Source organism: Paraburkholderia sp. UCT70, from assembly GCF_050434085.1.
Lineage (GTDB): Bacteria > Pseudomonadota > Gammaproteobacteria > Burkholderiales > Burkholderiaceae > Paraburkholderia > Paraburkholderia tuberum.
In genome coordinates, this window is the sequence record NZ_JBNPVZ010000004.1 from 3,297,087 (window position 1) to 3,314,857 (window position 17,771).

Genomic DNA, 17,771 nt, shown 5'->3' on the forward strand with positions numbered 1-17,771 from the left:
CTGCTACCACCGCGAGCCGCCGATCCGAATCTCGCCCTACTAGCCGGTTTTTCGCGCCGCGGTCTTTTTCGCCGGTGCCTTCCTGGCCGCCGCGGTCTTGGCGGCGGGCGCCTTCTTCGCCGCCACCTTCTTTTCCGCCGGCTCGGCCTTCACGGCCACCGCGGTATCACCTTCGTCCGCTTCCGGCATCGCCTTGGCCGCAGAACGAGCGCCCGACGTCTTCGCCGCTGCGGTCTTCGCCGCCGCCGGCTCCTTCTTCTCGAATTCGAAGCCGATCTTGCCGTCGTTCTGCTTGACGAGGAAAGCTTTGAAGTTACGGCCGGTACGCGACGACTTGAAGTTCGTCAGCAGATCGGTGCGACCCTCCTCGAGCAGCTTGGCCATCTGCTCGCGGGCGATTTCCTGCTGCAGGATCACCTTGCCGGAACGGAAGTCGCACGACTTCGGATTCGCCACCGAGTTTTCGCAGACGTAGCTCATGCCGTGCTCGAAAACGCGGCCTTGGCACTTCGGACACGCGCCGACCGGCTGCTGATCGGAGAAGTCGGGCGGCTCGCCATCTTCGCCGGCCGCGTCCTGGCCGAAGTCGAACTCGAGCTTGTAATTCTTGATCTCGTCGTCGAGCGACAGTTTCAGGATCGCCGAGAACGGCCGCCCCATCTTGCTGCGGAAACCTGACAGCGGCCCGATCGTCTTGTTCTGCAGCAGTTCTTCGACTTCGGGGATCTCGAACTGACGACCGCCCGGAATCTTCGAGATCGAGAACTCGCACTTCGAGCACGCGAAACGCCGGTAGTTTTCCTTCACCTGGCCACCGCAATTCGGGCAAGGTGTCTGCAATGTCGCGTAATCGCCCGGGATCGTGTCGGAATCGTATTCCTTCGCGCGCTTGACGATAGTCTGCGTCATGCGCGCGATTTCCTGCATGAACGCGTCGCGCGGCAGGTTGCCGCGCTCCATCTGCGACAGCTTATATTCCCACTCGCCGGTCAGTTCCGGCGCGGTCAGCTCTTTCACGCCGAGGCCGCGCAGCAGCGTCATCAACTGGAAGGCCTTGGCTGTCGGAATCAGATCGCGGCCTTCGCGGATCAGATACTTTTCGGTGAGCAGACCTTCGATGATCGCCGCGCGCGTCGCCGGCGTGCCGAGACCCTTGGCCGCCATCGCTTCGCGCAATTCGTCGTCTTCGACCAGCTTGCCCGCACCTTCCATCGCCGACAGCAGCGTCGCTTCGTTGTAGCGTGCGGGCGGCTTCGTGACCAGTTGCTGCGCGGCGATCTTGTCGGTCTTGACCTTTTCGTCCTTCTGTACCGGCACGAGGTTCGCGTCATCGCCGCTGGTTTCACGGCCGTAGATCTGCAGCCAACCCGGCTCGACCAGCACCTTGCCCTCGGTCTTGAAGTGATGGCCGACCACCTCGGTGATACGCGTCGTCACACGGTATTCGGCGGCGGGGAAGAACACCGCGAGGAAGCGCTTCACGACGAGGTCGTAGAGCTTCTGTTCCGGCTCGGACAGACTCTTCGGCGCCTGCAGCGTCGGAATGATTGCGAAGTGGTCGCTGATCTTCGAGTTGTCGAAGATGCGCTTGTTCGGCTTGACCCAGCCCTTGTCGAGCACCTGTTTCGCGAACGGCAGGTAGTTGTTGCCCTCCTTGAGCATGCCGAGCGTCTGCTTGACCGTGTCCAGATAGTCTTCCGGCAGCGCGCGCGCGTCGGTTCGCGGATAGGTCAGCACCTTGTGCTTTTCGTACAGCGCCTGAGCGAGGCCCAGCGTGTTCTTCGCAGAAAAGCCGAAACGGCCGTTGGCTTCCCGCTGCAGACTGGTCAGGTCGAAGAGGGCGGGCGACAGCTGCGTCGAGGGCTTCGACTCCTCGGTCACCACACCCAGCTGGCCGCGACAGGCCGCGACGATCGTCTCGGCGGCGGGCAACGACCAGAGGCGCGAATCGCGCTTTTCCGGGTCGAACTCGTCGCGCTTGAATTTCGGGTCGAACCAGCGGCCTTCGTAGAAGCCGGCCGCGCAGACGAACTCCGCCTTCACTTCCCAGTAGTCGCGCGGCACGAAGCGTCGAATCTTCTCTTCGCGCTCGACGACGATCGATAGCGTCGGCGTCTGCACGCGCCCGACCGTGGTCAGGAAAAAGCCGCCGCCCTTGCTGTTGAACGCGGTCATCGCGCGCGTGCCGTTGATGCCGACGAGCCAGTCCGCCTCCGAGCGGCAGCGCGCCGCGTCGGCGAGCGGCTGCATCTCTTCGTCGCTGCGCAGACGCGCGAAACCGTCGCGGATCGAGCCGGCCGTCATCGACTGCAGCCACAGCCTTTGCACCGGCTGTTTGGCTTTCGCGTGCTGCGCGATCAGGCGGAAAATCAGTTCGCCCTCGCGCCCCGCGTCGCATGCGTTGATCAGACGGTCGATGTCCTTGCGCTTCATCAGCCTGGTCAGCACCTTCAGGCGCGACTCGCTCTTCGCGATCGGATTCAGATCGAAATGCGGAGGAATGACGGGCAGATTGGCAAAGCTCCACTTGCCGCGCTTGACTTCGTAGTCGTCGGGCGCGGCGATTTCCAGCAGGTGGCCCACTGCCGACGAAAGGACGTAGTCGTCGCTTTCGTAGTACTCGTCATGCTTGGTAAAGCCGCCCAAAGCGCGCGCGATGTCGTTCGCGACAGAAGGCTTTTCGGCGATGATCAGTGCTTTGGACATGACTCGATGTGAGGTTGGTAGATCCGGATTGGTGGCCTTGAGGGCCAACATGGCGCGCGACGCTCGCTTGAGACCTCTTTCGACCCAATAACGACCGCTTTATAGCACACGGTGCGAACCCAACGGGTCAAGTGCCATAAAAGCGCGTCATCATAATTGCGCGTCCAGCGGTTGATCAACTGCGGCAAACGCCGCGTGCGGACAGCGATGCCAGCCGCGATGCTGTCCCAAATGATCGACGGGGGCCTGTGCCGCAAGCCGCGCGTCGCGAGGCTTTCCGTTTGACCGGGCGGCGCGCGAGGCCGCCTTCAGGCGACCGCCAGCGCCGGCCGCAGCTTCGGCGCACCGGTTACGCCGGGCAGCGCGGTCAGATCCGACAGCATCCGCTCGACGATCGACACCTGTGGCAAAACCGTACCGAAAAACCGTGTCGTCACCGAGTCTTCGATCAGGACGGTCGGGAAATTCTCGACGTCCAGATCGTCGAACCGATCCGCATGAGTTTCGATGTCGATCCATGCGAAACAGACTTCCGGGTGCCGCTCGGCCAGTTGGTTGAAGGTGTCCCGGTACTCGCGACACGTTCCGCACCACTCCGCGCACAGGCATGCAACGAACAGTGTGTCGGGTTCGTTGACGCGCTCGGCGATCGCGGTCCTGGTCGGTGTCGAGGTTCAGCGCGGGCATGAAGTGATTTCCTTGTGTGCTTTGTCGGGTGCTTTGGCGCGAATGTAGCATGGCCGGTCGCGAAAAGTTGCCAATCTGCGTTGACGCCGGTCAGTCTCGGCTCAGTCATGATGGGCTCGCATGAAGCGGCCGCCGGGCAGCAGCGTGACCTCGCCGGCGAGTTCGAGCCGGAGCAAGGCGGCGTGCAGGGCGGCGTTCTCCATTTCGGTACGGGCGGCGAGAATTTCAAGCGTGGTCGGCGAATGGCCGAGCGCGGCCAGCAGACGCTGTGCGTCAGGGGCGAGCGCCGGCTGCGGGGCCGGCCCGGACGACGGTGAGTCGGCGAAGGCTGCGGTCGTAGCGGGCAAAGCGGTCCCACCCGACGAAACGTGCAAACCCGCATGCTCCAGCGGCACGGCCCGCTTCGCCGAGCGTCTCGCATCGCCCGCCGGCCGCCGGGCAAAACCGAGCTCCTCCAGCACCTCGTCAGGCGTTTCCACGAGCCGCGCTCCCTGCTTGATCATCCGATGACAGCCGCGCGACAACGGCGCGTAAATCGATCCTGGCAACGCGAACACGTCGCGCCCCATCTCATTGGCAAGCCGCGCGGTAATCAGCGAACCGGAACGCATAGCCGCCTCGACGATCACGACTCCGCTGACCAGCCCAGCGATCAACCGGTTGCGCTGTGGGAAGTTGGCGGCGCGTGCCGGCGTGCCGAGCGGCCACTCCGAGAGAATCGCACCCTGCGCCGCGATCTGCCGCGCGAGTGCTTGATGCGCGGCGGGATATACGAGGTCCGCGCCGGTGCCGACCACCGCGACCGTTCCGCCGACACCTTCCAACCCGCCCCGATGCGCGGCGCCGTCGATGCCGAGTGCGAGCCCCGATACGACCGTCACGCCCGCCGCCGACAGTTCTCGCGCGAACCGCCGCGCATCCTCGATGCCCTGCGGCGTCGCGCTGCGGCTGCCTACCAGAGCGACCGCGCGCGTATGCAGCAAATCAAGCCGGCCCTTTATATATAGGAGCGGTGGCGGATCGGGCGTCGTCAGCAGCGCGGGCGGATAGGCGGGATCGTCGAGTGTGACGATCTGGTTGCCCGGCTGCTCGCGCCATGCGAGCACTGCATCGAGCTGGCCGTCGAACGCTGGACCCGGCGGCGCCAGCACCGCGCGCGCCGCGGCGTCACCGGCGACCTCCGCGAGCGTCTCCGGCGACTGCGCCAACAGCGCCTGCGGCAGCCCGAATGCGCCCAGCAACAGGCGCAACGCCGCGGGTTTGAGGCCCGGCGCAAGTGACAACCGCAGCCAGGCGGCAAGTTCGATACGGGTCGCGGGCAAGGTCTGCATGCGGGTCGCTCCTCTGGCGGGGCCTGCGGGCAGGCGGGCGCCATGCTAAAATTTTCATCATCCGAAATAAAAACGCGGAAATAAAACGGCAATGAGCCGCGAATAATCGCGGCGCCGCGCTTACCGGCGCGGGTTCGTCGTCGGGCGCACGAGGCGCGTTGAATCGAACTGGTTCGACACCATCTATCCTCTGCGTATTGCGACGGGCTCACAACCTGGCCAAATGGCCAACGCGAGCCTCCAACGGTTGGCGGCGTCTCAAATCACACTCGAAATCATGGCTTTACTGAGCATCCTCAATTACCCGGACAAACGGCTGCATAAGGTGGCGAAGCCAGTCCCGGAGGTCAACGACCGTATCCGCCGTCTCGTCGCGGACATGGCCGAAACGATGTACGCGGCGCCCGGCGTCGGCCTCGCCGCCACCCAGGTGGACGTGCACGAACGCGTGATCGTGATCGACGTGTCGGAAACGCACGACGAACTGCTCGCGTTCATCAATCCGGAAATCGTCTGGTCGAGCGATGAGAGGAAGTTGTCGGAAGAGGGCTGCCTGTCGGTGCCCGGGATCTACGACAACGTCGAGCGTGCCGAGAAAGTGCGCGTGCGTGCGCTCAACGAGAAGGGCGAAACGTTCGAGCTCGATTGCGAGGGGCTGCTCGCCGTGTGCATCCAGCACGAGATGGATCACCTGATGGGCCGCGTGTTCGTCGAATATCTGTCGCCGCTGAAGCAAACGCGCATCAAGAGCAAGATGAAGAAACTCGCCCACGCGATGTAACGCGCTTTCAACTTGCCTACCGCCCCATTCATGAGTCATTCGTTGCGCGTTATCTTTGCCGGTACACCGGAATTCGCCGCGGCCGCGCTGGCCGCGATTCATTGCGCCGGGTTTGCCGTGCCGCTCGTCTTGACGCAGCCGGACCGGCCGGCGGGTCGCGGCATGAAGCTGCAGGCGAGTCCGGTCAAGCGCTACGCGCAGGAGCACGGTCTCGCGGTTGCGCAGCCCACGTCGCTGCGCCGCGCTGGCAAATATCCACAGGAAGCCGCCGCCGGCATCGAGCAACTGCGCGCGACGCCGCACGACGTGATGGTTGTCGCCGCCTACGGGCTGATCCTGCCGCAGGAAGTGCTCGACATTCCGCGCTTCGGCTGCATCAACATCCACGCGTCGCTGCTGCCACGCTGGCGGGGCGCGGCGCCGATTCATCGCGCGATCGAGGCGGGCGACGCGCAAACCGGCATCACGCTGATGCAGATGGACGCTGGACTCGACACCGGCGCGATGATTTCCGAAGTACGCACCCCCATCTCCGCCGACGACACCACCGCCACGCTGCACGACCGCCTCGCCGGCGACGGCGCGCAACTGATCGTCGACGCACTGATCGAGCTCGAGCGCAGCGGCAAGCTGACGTCGATCCCGCAACCGGCCGACGGCGTGACCTACGCCGAGAAAATCGCCAAGCACGAAGCGGCGCTCGACTGGCGCCGGCCGGCCGAGGCGCTTGCGCGTCAGGTGCGCGCGTTCGACCCGTTCCCCGGCGGCGCCGGCACGCTCGACGACGGCAGCACCGTCAAGATCTGGGCCACCACCGCCGTGGCCTCGCCGGCGTCGGGCAGCAACAAGGCGCCGGGCACCATCGTCGAGGTTGCGCCCGACGGCGTGCTGGTCGCTTGCGGCGAAGGTGCACTGCGTCTGACGCAATTGCAGAAGCCCGGCGGCAAGCGCCTGCCGGTGCGCGAATTCCTTGCTGGCTCGTCGCTCGCCGCAGGCCAGCGCTTCCAGCTTCCCGAGACGCAATAAGCGCGTCTCGCACGCCGGAGCATCGTCCATTCGGCCGGTGTTCTCCGCGCCCGCCGCGAGCGCGACGCGCGTTAGAATCCTCCATGCAGCAGACCAGGTTTTCGAGGGTGCATCACATGTTCGGCATCGTCCATTTCGGGTTTTTCATCGTCGCGGTTTTTCTCCTGAACATCACGCCGGGGCCGGATACCGCATATATCGTCGGGCGCAGCGTCGCCCAAGGTCGCGGCGCGGGGCTGATGTCGGCGCTCGGCATTTCGGCGGGCTGCTGCATTCACTCGCTTGCCTGCGCGTTTGGGCTGACCGCGCTGCTGGCCGCGTCGGCCACGGCGTTCACCATCGTCAAATTCGTCGGCGCGATTTATCTGATCTATCTGGGGGTGCGCCTGATCTTCGCGAAGCCGGCCGCTGATGCGCCGGTCGGCGACGCGCGCGCGCCGTCCACGCCGAAGTCGCTGCGGCAGCTGTTCTTGCAGGGCTTCTGGACCAACGTGCTGAATCCGAAGGTCGTGCTGTTCTTCGTGTCGTTCTTCCCGCAATTCGTCACGACGGGCAGCAAACATAAGACCTTCGCGTTTCTCACGCTCGGCGCGGTCTTCGTGCTGATGAGCATGGTCTGGAACAGCTTCGTCGCGTGGATCGCGGGAAGCGTCACGCAGCGTTTCTCGGGCAAACCGGCGGTCAAGCGCTTGCTCGATCGCGGCGTCGGCAGCGCGTTCGTCGGCCTGGGCATCAAACTCGCGACCGCCTCGCGATGATTGAATTTTCCCGCATCGCCCATATCTAACATTTCGCTTACAATCTGGCGCCGCAATCGCGCGGCACGGAGATGAAGGCCACGCTCGGGGCAAGGAGTTGCAGACATGTTTAACTGGGTGAAAACCGCGATGTTGATGGCCGCGATTACGGCCCTTTTCATCGTGATCGGCGGGATGATCGGCGGGTCGCGCGGCATGATGGTCGCGCTCGTGATCGCCCTTGGGATGAATTTCTTCTCGTACTGGTTCTCCGACAAGATGGTCCTGCGCATGTACAACGCGCAGGAAGTCGACGAAAACAGCGCGCCGCAGTTCTATCGGATGGTGCGCGATCTCGCCACGCGCGCGAACCTGCCGATGCCGCGCGTCTACCTGATCAACGAAGACGCGCCGAACGCGTTCGCCACCGGCCGCAACCCGGAGCACGCGGCAGTCGCGGCGACCACCGGCATTCTGCGCGTACTGTCCGAGCGCGAAATGCGCGGCGTAATGGCGCACGAACTCGCGCACGTGAAGCATCGCGACATTCTGATCTCGACGATTTCGGCGACCATGGCCGGCGCGATTTCCGCGTTGGCGAACTTCGCGATGTTCTTCGGCGGCCGCGACGAAAACGGCCGTCCCGCGAACCCGATCGCGAGCATCGCGGTTGCGCTGCTCGCGCCGATTGCGGGGGCGTTGATCCAGATGGCGATTTCGCGTGCGCGCGAATTCGAAGCCGACCGGGGCGGCGCGCAGATTTCGGGCGACCCGCAGGCACTGGCGTCGGCGCTCGACAAGATCCATCGCTATGCGAGCGGCATTCCGTTCCCGACGGCCGAGGCGCATCCGGCCACCGCGCAGATGATGATCATGAATCCGCTGTCGGGCGGCGGTATCGCGAGTCTGTTCTCGACGCACCCTGCGACCGAGGAACGCATCGCGCGTTTGATGGAAATGGCGCGCACCGGGCGCTTCGACTGAGGCGCCGCGTCGCTCGGCGCGTCGAGCCTGAATTACTGAAGAGCGGGCCCGCGAGGCCCGCTTTTTTTCGCACCGTTCGTCGCCACTGCGCGACAGCGTCTACGGCGAACACCCACGCATGGCGGCGCCCCACCGGCGCCACGCTACAATGTGCGCTGATTGCGCCGCGCGCACCGTGCGGCTTGCCCTTGCTCCCTTCATGACTTCAAAGCCTTCTTCGCGTTCTGCTTCCTCGTCGGCGCGTTCGCGCGAATCCCGTTTGTCGACGCTGCAACTGTCGCCCGAATCGCTCGGGTTCGCACTCGATTGCGCGGCCCAGGCCGTCGGCGCCGTGCGTCTCGGCGCGGCCTTGCCCGCGGCGCTGCAAAGCGTTTTCGTGGCGGTGCCCGAGGACAGCGCCGCAGCAGCGCGCGGCGCGGTGCAGGATATCGCCTATCGCACGATGCGCCGTCTCGCGACCGCCGAGTGGCTGATCGCGAAGCTGGTGAAGAAGGCGCCTCCGCCGCACGTCGCGCATGTGCTCGCGTGCGCGCTCGCGCTGCTCGTCGACGACGAAGCGAGCGCCGCCTACACGCCGTTCACGGTCGTCGACCAGGCGGTCAGGGTGATTGGCGCGCGTCGCGAGTTCGCGTTCGCGAAGGGGCTCGTCAACGCGGTGCTGCGCAACTTCTTGCGCGAGCGCGACACGTTGCTCGCCTCCGTGCAAGCCGATGAAGTAGCGCGCTGGAACTATCCGGCCTGGTGGATCGACGCGGTGAAGCGCGCATGGCCCGAGGCGTGGCAATCGGTGCTGGCCGCCGGCAACACGCAGGGTCCGATGACGTTGCGCGTGAACGCGCGCCATTCGACGGTCGACGCCTATCTGCAAGTGCTGCAACGCCAGCAGATCGCCGCAAGCAAGGCTGGCGAGCACGCGGTCACGCTCGCGATGCCAATGCCGGTCGAGCGCATTCCGGGCTTCAGCGAAGGTGTCGTGTCCGTGCAGGACGCAGCTGCGCAACTCGCGGCGCAATTACTTGGCGTGCGTGACGGCATGCGCGTGCTCGACGCATGCGCGGCCCCTGGCGGCAAGACCGGCCATCTGCTCGAACTCGCCAACATTCAACTGGTCGCGCTCGAAAGCGATGCCTCTCGCGCGCGCCGCATCGGCGATAACCTGCGGCGTCTGAAGCTCGAAGCGGAAGTGCGCATCGGCGACGCGGGCAACCCCGCGCAATGGCACGACGACCTCGACCAGCCGTTCGACCGCATCCTCGCCGACCTGCCGTGCTCGGCGTCGGGCATCGTGCGGCGTCATCCGGATATTCGCTGGCTGCGTCGTCAGTCCGATATCGCCGCGCTCGTCGCCGAACAGCGCCGCATTCTCGACGCGCTGTGGCCGCTCGTGAAACCGGGCGGCGAGTTGCTTTACGTTACCTGTTCGATCTTCCCCGAGGAGGGCGAGTTGCAGGCACAGTGGTTTGGAAACCAGCACCAGGATGCGGTACGATTGGACGCGCCGGGGCAGCTTTTACCCTCAGTTGCCCGCGCGCCCGCCGACCCATCGGCCGGTTCTCATGCTGAACGACCCGCTGAATTCAGCGCCGGCACGAACTCAGACCACGACGGATTTTTCTACGCGCGCTTTCAGAAACGGTGACCATAAAACGCTTCTTCCCGCTTCGGCTCGCTGCCGTGCTCTGGATCGCGCTGGCCGTCTGGCTTGCAGCGCCGGGCGCGGCGCACGCTGACTCGATCGCGGTGCAGCGGGCGTCGCTGCAGGCCGACAACGGCGGCTGGAGTCTCGACGCGCATTTCGAATTCGAGCTGAACAGCAATCTCGAAGACGCGGTCAACAAAGGCATTCCGCTTTATTTCACGACCGATTTCGAACTGAGCCGGCCGCGCTGGTACTGGTTTGACGAGCAGCCGGTCAGCGTGTCGCAAAGTTTGCGGCTGTCGTTTCAGCCACTCACGCGCGAATATCGCGTGTCGAGCGTGCAGTCGGGCGGCTTGCAGCTCGGCTTTTCCACGCTCAACGATGCGCTCGCGGTGATCAAGCACGTGACGTCGTGGCACGTGATCGACCGCAATCAGGTGCGGGTCGGCGAAACCTATAACGCGTCCGTGCGCATGCAACTCGACATCGGGCTGATGCCCAAGCCGTTCCAGATCGACGCGGTGAACAACCGCGACTGGAACCTCGCCTCCGATTGGAAGCGCTTCACTTTCACGGCCGCCGATCGTGCTAAATAAAGTGCGCTCATCTTCCACCAGTGTCAGCAGCATCGTCGTGCGCGTGCTCGTGTCGACGGTCGCGGTGACGGCCGTGTTGCTGCTCGTGTTGCTGGCCGCCGCCAGCGCGAACACCGAATTCTTCGACCGCTATTACCAGTGGCTGTATGCGGCCAACGTCGCGGTCGCGTTGATCTTTCTGCTGGTGGTGGCGACGCTCGTCGTCATCATCATCGTGCGATTACGCACGGGCAAATTCGGCACACGGCTGCTCGCGAAGCTCGCGTTCTTCATGGCGCTGGTCGGCGTGGTGCCGGGCGGCATTATCTATATCGTGTCCTATCAGTTCGTGTCGCGCAGCATCGAGTCGTGGTTCGACGTGAACGTCGAAACCGCGCTCGCGTCCGGCCTCAACCTCGGGCGCGGCATGCTCGACGCGTCGCTGTCCGATCTGCAGACGAAGGCGCGTCTGATGTCCGAGCAGCTCGCGAGCGCGGATGCGGCCGGCACCACGTTGACGCTGCTGCGTTTGCGCGACCAGTTCGGTGTGCAGGACGCGACGATCGTCGAGCCGACCCGCAGCATGTCTGGCGCGACGCCGGACATGCACGTGGTCGCGCAGGCGTCCGGCAACTACGCGATGCTCCTGCCGAACGATCTGCCGACACCGCTGATGATCGAGCAGGCGCGTGGCCACGGCTATGCGGCGATCGAAGGCGAAGTGGACGGCGATCCGAATGCGCACGGCGGCAAGGGAGCGCTACGTCTGCGCGTGGTGCAGCGTATTCCCGATGCGAACGCGTCGCTGTTGCAGCCCGCCGAGCGCTTCCTGCAACTGACGCAGCCGGTCTCGACGACACTTGCGCGCAATGCCGATTCAGTGCAGCGCGCGTATCGCGAGTATCAGGAGAAGGCGCTCGGCCGCACCGGCTTGCGCAAGATGTACATCGGCACGCTGACCCTGTCGCTGTTTCTCGCGACTTTCATCGCGATGATGCTCGCGCTGGCGCTCGGCAATCAGCTTGCGCGGCCGCTATTCCTGCTCGCGCAGGGCACGAAGGAAATCACCGAGGGCGACTACACGCCAAAGCGCGAGATCAAGTCGCGCGACGAACTCGGTTTCCTCACGCAGTCGTTCAATGCGATGACGCGGCAGTTGTCGGAAGCGCGCGGGGCGGTCGAGAAAAATCGTATCGCGCTCGAGCATTCGAAGGCGTATCTCGAGAGCATCCTCGCGAACCTGACCGCGGGTGTGTTCGTGTTCGACCGGCAATTCCGGCTGACCACCGCGAATCGAGGCGCCGAGCGGATTTTCCGTCAGCCGTTCCAGACGGTGCTCGGTTCCTCGCTCGATCAGATCGGCGTGCTCGGCGAATTCGGCGCGATGGTGCGCAAGGCATTCGCCGATCGCGAAGCGGCGAGTGAAGACGGCCATGACCACAACGGCCATTGGCAGCAACAGTTCTCGGTGCCGGTGCCCGGCGAAACCGAGCCGCTCACGCTGCTCGTGCGCGGCGCGCGCCTCGTCGCGGCGAACGAGCGCGACGCTGAAGACATGCAGACCGCGGGCTACGTGATCGTGTTCGACGACATCTCCGACGTGATCTCCGCGCAGCGTTCGATCGCATGGGGCGAAGTCGCGCGGCGCCTCGCGCACGAGATCAAGAATCCGCTCACGCCGATTCAACTGTCGGCCGAGCGTTTGCAGATGAAACTCGCCGACAAGCTCGCGCCGTCGGATGCGGACGTGCTGAAGCGCGGCGCGACGACGATCGTCAATCAGGTCGCCGCGATGAAGCGGATGGTCGACGATTTCCGCGACTACGCGCGCACACCGCCCGCGGTACTCGCGCATCTGCAATTGAATGGTCTGGTCAGCGAGGTGCTCACGCTGTACGGTATCGAAGAAGGCAAGGGCGCGATCCAGGTCGAACTCGCGGCCTTGCCCGCGATACGCGGCGACGCAACGCAGTTGCGTCAGGTGATCCACAACCTGCTGCAGAACGCGCAGGACGCGGTCGCCGAAGTCGCGCATCCGCGTGTTTTGCTCGAGACGAGGACAGTAGAATACGGAGACCCCGACGCGCAAGGCAAGGCACGCGTCGCGGTCCGTCTGACAGTGTCGGACAACGGGCCAGGCTTCCCCGCGCGTATCCTCACGCGCGCGTTCGAGCCGTACGTGACGACCAAGGCCAAGGGTACGGGTCTGGGACTTGCGATGGTCAAGAAGATCGTCGACGAACATGGCGCGCGCATCGACATTCGCAATCGCATGAAGGCCGGCGACGTGATCGAAGGCGCGCAGATTTCGATTCTCTTCCTTCAACTGGCGGACGACCCCGCGCAGCCGGGTGCACCTGGTTCGGTTGCGCATCCGGCGCACGGCGGCGCGTCGCAGGGAACCACAAAAGCAACAGTGCAGACAAGGGCAGCGTAAATGGCAACCATCCTGGTGGTAGATGATGAAATGGGCATCCGGGAACTGCTCTCGGAGATCCTCAGCGACGAGGGACACGTCGTGGAGGCCGCTGAAAACGCGCAGGAGGCGCGCGAGTTCCGTCTGCGTCAGGCACCGGACCTCGTGCTGCTCGACATCTGGATGCCGGACACCGACGGCGTGACGCTGCTCAAGGAATGGGCCGCGCAAGGTCAATTGACGATGCCCGTCATCATGATGTCCGGTCACGCGACGATCGACACCGCGGTCGAGGCCACCAAGATCGGCGCGCTCAACTTCCTCGAAAAGCCGATCGCGTTGCAGAAGCTACTAAAGGCGGTCGAGCAGGGACTCGCGCGTGGTAACGCGGCGGCCGTGCCTGGCGGCGTGGCTGCGAAGCCGGCGTTGCCGGTCAGCGCATCGTCAGTCGCGTCGGCGGCCGCGTTGCCGATACTGTCGTCCGATGGCGTCGGCGGCGGCGCGCTCGCCGCGCAAACCGCGTCGATCTCGTTCGACATTCCGCTGCGCGATGCGCGCGATGCGTTCGAGCGCGCGTACTTCGAATATCACCTCGCGCGCGAGAACGGCAGCATGACGCGTGTCGCGGAGAAGACAGGTCTCGAGCGCACGCATCTTTATCGCAAGCTGAAGCAACTCGGCGTCGATCTCGGCAAGAACAAAGGGGAGTGAGCGCCACGTGTTGCATGCGAACGCAACCCGGCAAATTATTTATGAAAGGGCTTGCTGAAGTGCGGATCGCTTGATATAGTTTCGCTCTTCGTTGGCCCGGTAGCTCAGTTGGTAGAGCAGCGGATTGAAAATCCGCGTGTCGGTGGTTCGATTCCGCCCCAGGCCACCAGGATTCGGCCCCAGGAAATCGCAAGATTCCCTGGGGCTTTTCCGTTTGGCGGACAAGTCGTCACTTCGGCTTGCCATGCAGTTGAAGCCGCGCGCGTGGGACAGCTGGCGTCGGCGACATTCGGTGTCGCGTGATAAAATCGCGCCAGTTCAAGGACTTGCATGCAGGCGTCGCACGCGGTCGTGCACCGCGCGAATGCAGTGCCGAGCATGTCGCACCCAAGCACCCAATCCTTCGCCCGACGATCGGCGGTATAAGCGCCCAGCCACGTTCCCGCGCAACGCGCGACCTATACTGCTTTGGGCCGGCACAGTGCCGGCACACGTCGCGCCGCGTTGCTTGCATGGCGCACCTCGCGCAGCGCGACGTGGCACTCTCATTCACGGAGTATCACGGTGATCCGCAAAGACGCTAAGCGTAGCGCGCTCGTGCTGTTTTCCGGCGGCCAGGATTCCGCCACGTGTCTCGCGTGGGCGCTCGACCGTTACGACACGGTCGAAACGGTCGGCTTCGATTATGGTCAGCGTCATCGTGTCGAACTCGAATGCCGCGAAGGATTCCGTCAGGCCGTCGTGCGTGCGTTTCCGGCGTGGGCCGATCGTCTCGGCGACGATCACACGATCGACCTGTCGCTGCTCGGCGCGATCAGCGACACCGCGATGACGCGCGAGATCGAAATCGAAGCCACGGCCAATGGGTTGCCGAACACGTTCGTGCCGGGCCGCAATCTGATGTTCATGACGATCGCCGCGGCCATCGCGTATCGGCGCGGTTTGCAGGTGCTGGTCGGCGGGATGTGCGAGACGGACTTCTCGGGCTACCCCGATTGCCGCGACGACACGATGAAGGCGCTGCAGGTCGCGCTGAATCTCGGCATGGACACGCGCTTCGCGCTGGAGACGCCGCTGATGTGGCTCGACAAGGCCGACACGTGGCGCCTCGCGCGCGCGCTCGGCGGCGACGCATTGGTGGAACTGGTGCGCGTCGAGACGCATACCTGCTACGTCGGCGAACGGGCCGAGTTGCACTCATGGGGCTTCGGCTGCGGCGAATGCCCGGCATGCCGGTTGCGCAAACGTGGCTATGAGGCCTACCTCGCCGGCGAAAAAGTCACCGAGCCGGTCTGACGGCTCGCGCGAAAGCGCCCATCATTGATTCAGGAACACAGGACAGAAAGCAGCATGACGTACGCGGTCAAGGAAATTTTCTACACGTTGCAGGGCGAGGGCGCGAATGCCGGGCGGCCGGCCGTGTTCTGCCGTTTCGCGGGCTGCAATCTGTGGTCGGGCCGCGAAGAGGATCGCGCGGAAGCCGTCTGCCGGTTCTGCGACACCGATTTCGTGGGCACCGACGGCGAGAACGGCGGCAAGTACCGCACACCTGACGAACTGGTCGCGATGATCGCGTCGCAATGGCCGCAAGGCGAGGGCGAACGCTTCGTCGTGTGCACCGGCGGTGAGCCGATGCTGCAGATAGATCAGCCGCTCGTCGACGCGCTGCACGCGGCCGGCTTCGAGATCGCGATCGAGACCAACGGCTCGCTGCCGGTGCTCGACACGATCGACTGGATCTGCGTGAGCCCGAAGGCCGACGCGCCGCTCGTCGTGACGAAGGGCAACGAACTGAAGGTCGTGATCCCGCAGGACAACCAGCGCCTCGCCGACTACGCCAAGCTCGACTTCGAGTATTTCCTCGTCCAACCGATGGACGGCCCGTCGCGCGACATCAACACGAAGCTCGCGATCGACTGGTGCAAACGTCATCCGCAGTGGCGCCTGTCGATGCAGACTCACAAGTATCTGAACATTCCCTGATTTGCCGTGCTGACGATTACCCGAAAACTCGAATTCGACGCGGGCCACCGCATTCCCGATCACCGCAGCCAGTGCCGTAATCTGCATGGCCATCGCTACGTGCTCGAAATCACGCTGCAAGGCGATCTGGTCGACACCGAAGGCGCGCCCGATCGCGGCATGGTGATGGACTTTGCCGACGTGAAGTCGCTCGCCAACGAGCACCTGGTCGACAAGTGGGACCACGCGTTTCTCGTCTACGAAGGCGACACGCAGGTGCGTGACTTCCTCGACAGCATGGCGGGTCACAAGACGGTGGTGATCGATCGCATTCCGACCGTCGAAAACCTCGCCGCGATTGCGTTCGACATTCTCGCGAACGTCTACGACGCGCACTACGGCGTGAACCTGCGCCTGCACAAAGTGCGTCTGTACGAGACGCCGAATTGCTGGGCCGAGGTGGTCCGCGACTCGCTTCACACCTGAATCCACGCCCCGCCGCGCGAACGAACTCTCGCGTTATTGTCACGGTATGATCGTTCCGACCAACACACGGAGCGAGACATGCCGGTCACCGCATTGCGTCGCAGCAGGCAACGAGGCCGTCAGCGCCCCGGTGCCTGCCTGATCCGCTATCTGGCCCCGCTTCGCACTGCAAACCTGCGCGAGGCCAGCCGATGAGCACCTTCACCAACTCCCTCAAACAACGTCTGAAGGACAACGCGCCGCTGATCGGGCTGTGGTTGTCGCTCGGCAGCGAGGCCGCCGCGGAAGCACTCGCGCACGCCGGCTTCGACTGGCTGCTGATCGACATGGAGCACGCGCCCAACGATAGCGGCGGCGTCGAGTCGCAATTGCGCGCGATTGCCGCCGCCCATCTGCCGAGCGAGCCGGTGGTGCGGGTGCCCGCGAGCGAGCCGTGGCTCGTCAAGCGCGTGCTCGACGCCGGCGCGCGAACGCTGATGTTCCCGAACATCGAATCCGCTGAAGACGCGGCACGCGCCGTGCGGCTCACCCAATATCCGACCGCCGAGGCGCTCGACGGCCTGCGCGGCGTCGCGGGCGTCGTGCGCGCGGCCGGTTACGGCATGCGGCGTGATTACGTGCAGACGGCCAACGCACAGATCGCGACGATTGTGCAGATCGAATCGGCGCGCGGCTTGCGGGAGGTCGAGCAGATCGCGGCGACGCCGGGCGTCGATTGCCTGTTCGTCGGTCCGGCCGATCTCGCCGCGAGCCTTGGTCATCTCGGCGACGCGAAACACGCGGACGTGCAGGTCGCGATGGCGCGTATAGTCAGCGCGGCGGACAAGGCCGGCATTGCCGCCGGCATCTTCGCGATGGACGTGGCGAGCGCGCGGCAGCATCGCGACGCCGGTTTTCGCTTCGTCGCGCTAGCCGCCGACGTGATCTGGATGTTGCGCGCGACGCGCCAGGCATTACAGGAGGTGAGGTCATGAACGGCAGAGTGCTGGGGGGCGCCGGGCGGATGATCACGCGAGTGACCGCGCAAGTGACCATGGCGGTGGCGCTGCTCGCGACTGGGGCGTGGAACGCCGCGTATGCACAGGATCACGTCGCCAAAGCGAACGATCCGCAGACGCAATCCGCGGTGGCCGACTACAACGCCGGCAATCTCGGCGCGGCGCTGACCGAATTCCGCCAGGCCGCCGAGCGCGGCAGCCGGCTCGCCCAGTTCAATTACGCGATGATGCTGCTCAACGGCGAAGGCACGCCGGTCAACGTCGACGAAGGCAAGAAGTGGCTGCGCAAGGCCGCCGACGCGAACATGTCGCACGCGCAATACGTGTACGGCAAGATGTACGACGATGGCGAGTTCGTCGAGCGCGATCCGGTGGAGGCGCATCGCTGGTTCATGAAGGCGGCCGCGCAGGGCCATGTGCAGGCGGAGCTCGCACTCGCGAATCAGTTCCTCGACGGACGCGGTACCGAGCGTGACAACAAGCAGGCGTTCGTCTGGTACAAGAAAGCGGCGCAGGGCGGCGACATGACCGCGCAGTATGTGACCGGCTCGTTCTACGAGCGTGGCGGCGATGGCGTCGACCGGAATCTGAATGTGGCGCGCGCGTATTACGCGGCCGCGGCGGCGCAGGGCGATCCGGCCGCGCGCCTGAAGTATCAGCAGTTGAGCGCGCAGCTGCGCGATCAGAAGGAAGTGAAGCCGCAGTAATGAAGCAGCAAGAAAGCAAAAGGGC

At 64.7% G+C, this 17,771-nt stretch carries 15 protein-coding genes, 1 tRNA gene and 1 pseudogene; 14 read left to right on the forward strand and 3 right to left on the reverse strand.

What is annotated here, in order from left to right; genetic code table 11:
- Positions 1–39 precede the first annotated feature (39 nt).
- From OKW41_RS40965 to dprA, 3 genes and pseudogenes are all read right to left on the reverse strand, one after another.
- Complete coding sequence (locus OKW41_RS40965; RefSeq protein WP_429453683.1) at positions 40–2,706, reverse strand: DNA topoisomerase III; 2,667 nt, start codon at positions 2,704–2,706, stop codon at positions 40–42.
- Between the two features lie 308 nt (positions 2,707–3,014).
- Positions 3,015–3,393, reverse strand: a pseudogene (locus tag OKW41_RS40970) (thioredoxin family protein).
- 101 nt (positions 3,394–3,494) lie between these two features.
- Positions 3,495–4,724: a DNA-processing protein DprA gene (gene dprA / locus OKW41_RS40975; RefSeq protein ID WP_429453681.1), complete on the reverse strand. Its 1,230-nt coding sequence runs from the start codon at positions 4,722–4,724 to the stop codon at positions 3,495–3,497.
- Between the two features lie 277 nt (positions 4,725–5,001).
- On the opposite strand from dprA, the gene def reads away from it, so the two are divergent.
- The 14 genes from def to OKW41_RS41045 all read left to right on the forward strand — a co-directional run bounded on the left by def (position 5,002) and on the right by OKW41_RS41045 (position 17,746).
- Positions 5,002–5,505, forward strand: a complete 504-nt coding sequence (gene def / locus OKW41_RS40980) for a peptide deformylase (RefSeq protein ID WP_184051099.1) — start codon at positions 5,002–5,004, stop codon at positions 5,503–5,505.
- A gap of 30 nt (positions 5,506–5,535) precedes the next feature.
- Positions 5,536–6,531 (forward strand): methionyl-tRNA formyltransferase, encoded by a 996-nt coding sequence (fmt, locus tag OKW41_RS40985; RefSeq protein ID WP_429575969.1) that lies wholly within the window; start codon positions 5,536–5,538, stop codon positions 6,529–6,531.
- Between the two features lie 116 nt (positions 6,532–6,647).
- A complete protein-coding gene (locus OKW41_RS40990; RefSeq protein ID WP_429453676.1) occupies positions 6,648–7,289 on the forward strand; it encodes a LysE family translocator in 642 nt (213 codons plus the stop codon).
- Between the two features lie 105 nt (positions 7,290–7,394).
- Positions 7,395–8,252, forward strand: coding sequence for a zinc metalloprotease HtpX (htpX, locus tag OKW41_RS40995; protein ID WP_018418965.1), 858 nt, complete (start codon positions 7,395–7,397; stop codon positions 8,250–8,252).
- 199 nt (positions 8,253–8,451) lie between these two features.
- On the forward strand, positions 8,452–9,891 hold the full coding sequence (gene rsmB, locus OKW41_RS41000; RefSeq protein WP_429575970.1) for a 16S rRNA (cytosine(967)-C(5))-methyltransferase RsmB: 1,440 nt from the start codon (positions 8,452–8,454) through the stop codon (positions 9,889–9,891).
- Complete coding sequence (locus OKW41_RS41005) at positions 9,888–10,487, forward strand: DUF4390 domain-containing protein (protein WP_090802240.1); 600 nt, start codon at positions 9,888–9,890, stop codon at positions 10,485–10,487. The genes rsmB and OKW41_RS41005 overlap by 4 nt, the downstream gene beginning before the upstream one ends.
- Positions 10,477–12,903: an ATP-binding protein gene (locus OKW41_RS41010; RefSeq protein WP_429575971.1), complete on the forward strand. Its 2,427-nt coding sequence runs from the start codon at positions 10,477–10,479 to the stop codon at positions 12,901–12,903. The genes OKW41_RS41005 and OKW41_RS41010 overlap by 11 nt, the downstream gene beginning before the upstream one ends.
- Entirely contained in the window at positions 12,904–13,593 is a 690-nt protein-coding gene (esaR, locus tag OKW41_RS41015) for a response regulator transcription factor EsaR (protein ID WP_184069010.1), read from the forward strand. It begins immediately after the preceding gene.
- A 93-nt stretch (positions 13,594–13,686) separates the two neighbouring features.
- Positions 13,687–13,762, forward strand: a tRNA-Phe gene (locus tag OKW41_RS41020).
- 395 nt (positions 13,763–14,157) lie between these two features.
- Entirely contained in the window at positions 14,158–14,889 is a 732-nt protein-coding gene (gene queC, locus OKW41_RS41025; protein WP_187615130.1) for a 7-cyano-7-deazaguanine synthase QueC, read from the forward strand.
- Positions 14,890–14,943: 54 nt separating this feature from the next.
- A complete protein-coding gene (queE, locus tag OKW41_RS41030; RefSeq protein ID WP_013088055.1) occupies positions 14,944–15,576 on the forward strand; it encodes a 7-carboxy-7-deazaguanine synthase in 633 nt (210 codons plus the stop codon).
- 9 nt (positions 15,577–15,585) lie between these two features.
- Positions 15,586–16,041, forward strand: a complete 456-nt coding sequence (queD, locus tag OKW41_RS41035; protein ID WP_429576551.1) for a 6-carboxytetrahydropterin synthase QueD — start codon at positions 15,586–15,588, stop codon at positions 16,039–16,041.
- 191 nt (positions 16,042–16,232) lie between these two features.
- Positions 16,233–17,015: an HpcH/HpaI aldolase family protein gene (locus tag OKW41_RS41040; protein WP_429294279.1), complete on the forward strand. Its 783-nt coding sequence runs from the start codon at positions 16,233–16,235 to the stop codon at positions 17,013–17,015.
- A 29-nt stretch (positions 17,016–17,044) separates the two neighbouring features.
- Positions 17,045–17,746 (forward strand): tetratricopeptide repeat protein, encoded by a 702-nt coding sequence (locus OKW41_RS41045; protein WP_429576552.1) that lies wholly within the window; start codon positions 17,045–17,047, stop codon positions 17,744–17,746.
- Positions 17,747–17,771 lie beyond the last annotated feature (25 nt).

Coding starts and splice junctions, on each gene's coding strand:
- htpX (WP_018418965.1), top strand. CDS start 7,395: ATGTTTAACTGGGTGAAAACCGCGATGTTGATGGCCGCGATTACGGCC.
- fmt (WP_429575969.1), top strand. CDS start 5,536: ATGAGTCATTCGTTGCGCGTTATCTTTGCCGGTACACCGGAATTCGCC.
- esaR (WP_184069010.1), top strand. CDS start 12,904: ATGGCAACCATCCTGGTGGTAGATGATGAAATGGGCATCCGGGAACTG.
- OKW41_RS41045 (WP_429576552.1), top strand. CDS start 17,045: ATGATCACGCGAGTGACCGCGCAAGTGACCATGGCGGTGGCGCTGCTC.
- rsmB (WP_429575970.1), top strand. CDS start 8,452: ATGACTTCAAAGCCTTCTTCGCGTTCTGCTTCCTCGTCGGCGCGTTCG.
- OKW41_RS40965 (WP_429453683.1), bottom strand. CDS start 2,706: ATGTCCAAAGCACTGATCATCGCCGAAAAGCCTTCTGTCGCGAACGAC.
- OKW41_RS40990 (WP_429453676.1), top strand. CDS start 6,648: ATGTTCGGCATCGTCCATTTCGGGTTTTTCATCGTCGCGGTTTTTCTC.
- queE (WP_013088055.1), top strand. CDS start 14,944: ATGACGTACGCGGTCAAGGAAATTTTCTACACGTTGCAGGGCGAGGGC.
- def (WP_184051099.1), top strand. CDS start 5,002: ATGGCTTTACTGAGCATCCTCAATTACCCGGACAAACGGCTGCATAAG.
- OKW41_RS41040 (WP_429294279.1), top strand. CDS start 16,233: ATGAGCACCTTCACCAACTCCCTCAAACAACGTCTGAAGGACAACGCG.
- dprA (WP_429453681.1), bottom strand. CDS start 4,724: ATGCAGACCTTGCCCGCGACCCGTATCGAACTTGCCGCCTGGCTGCGG.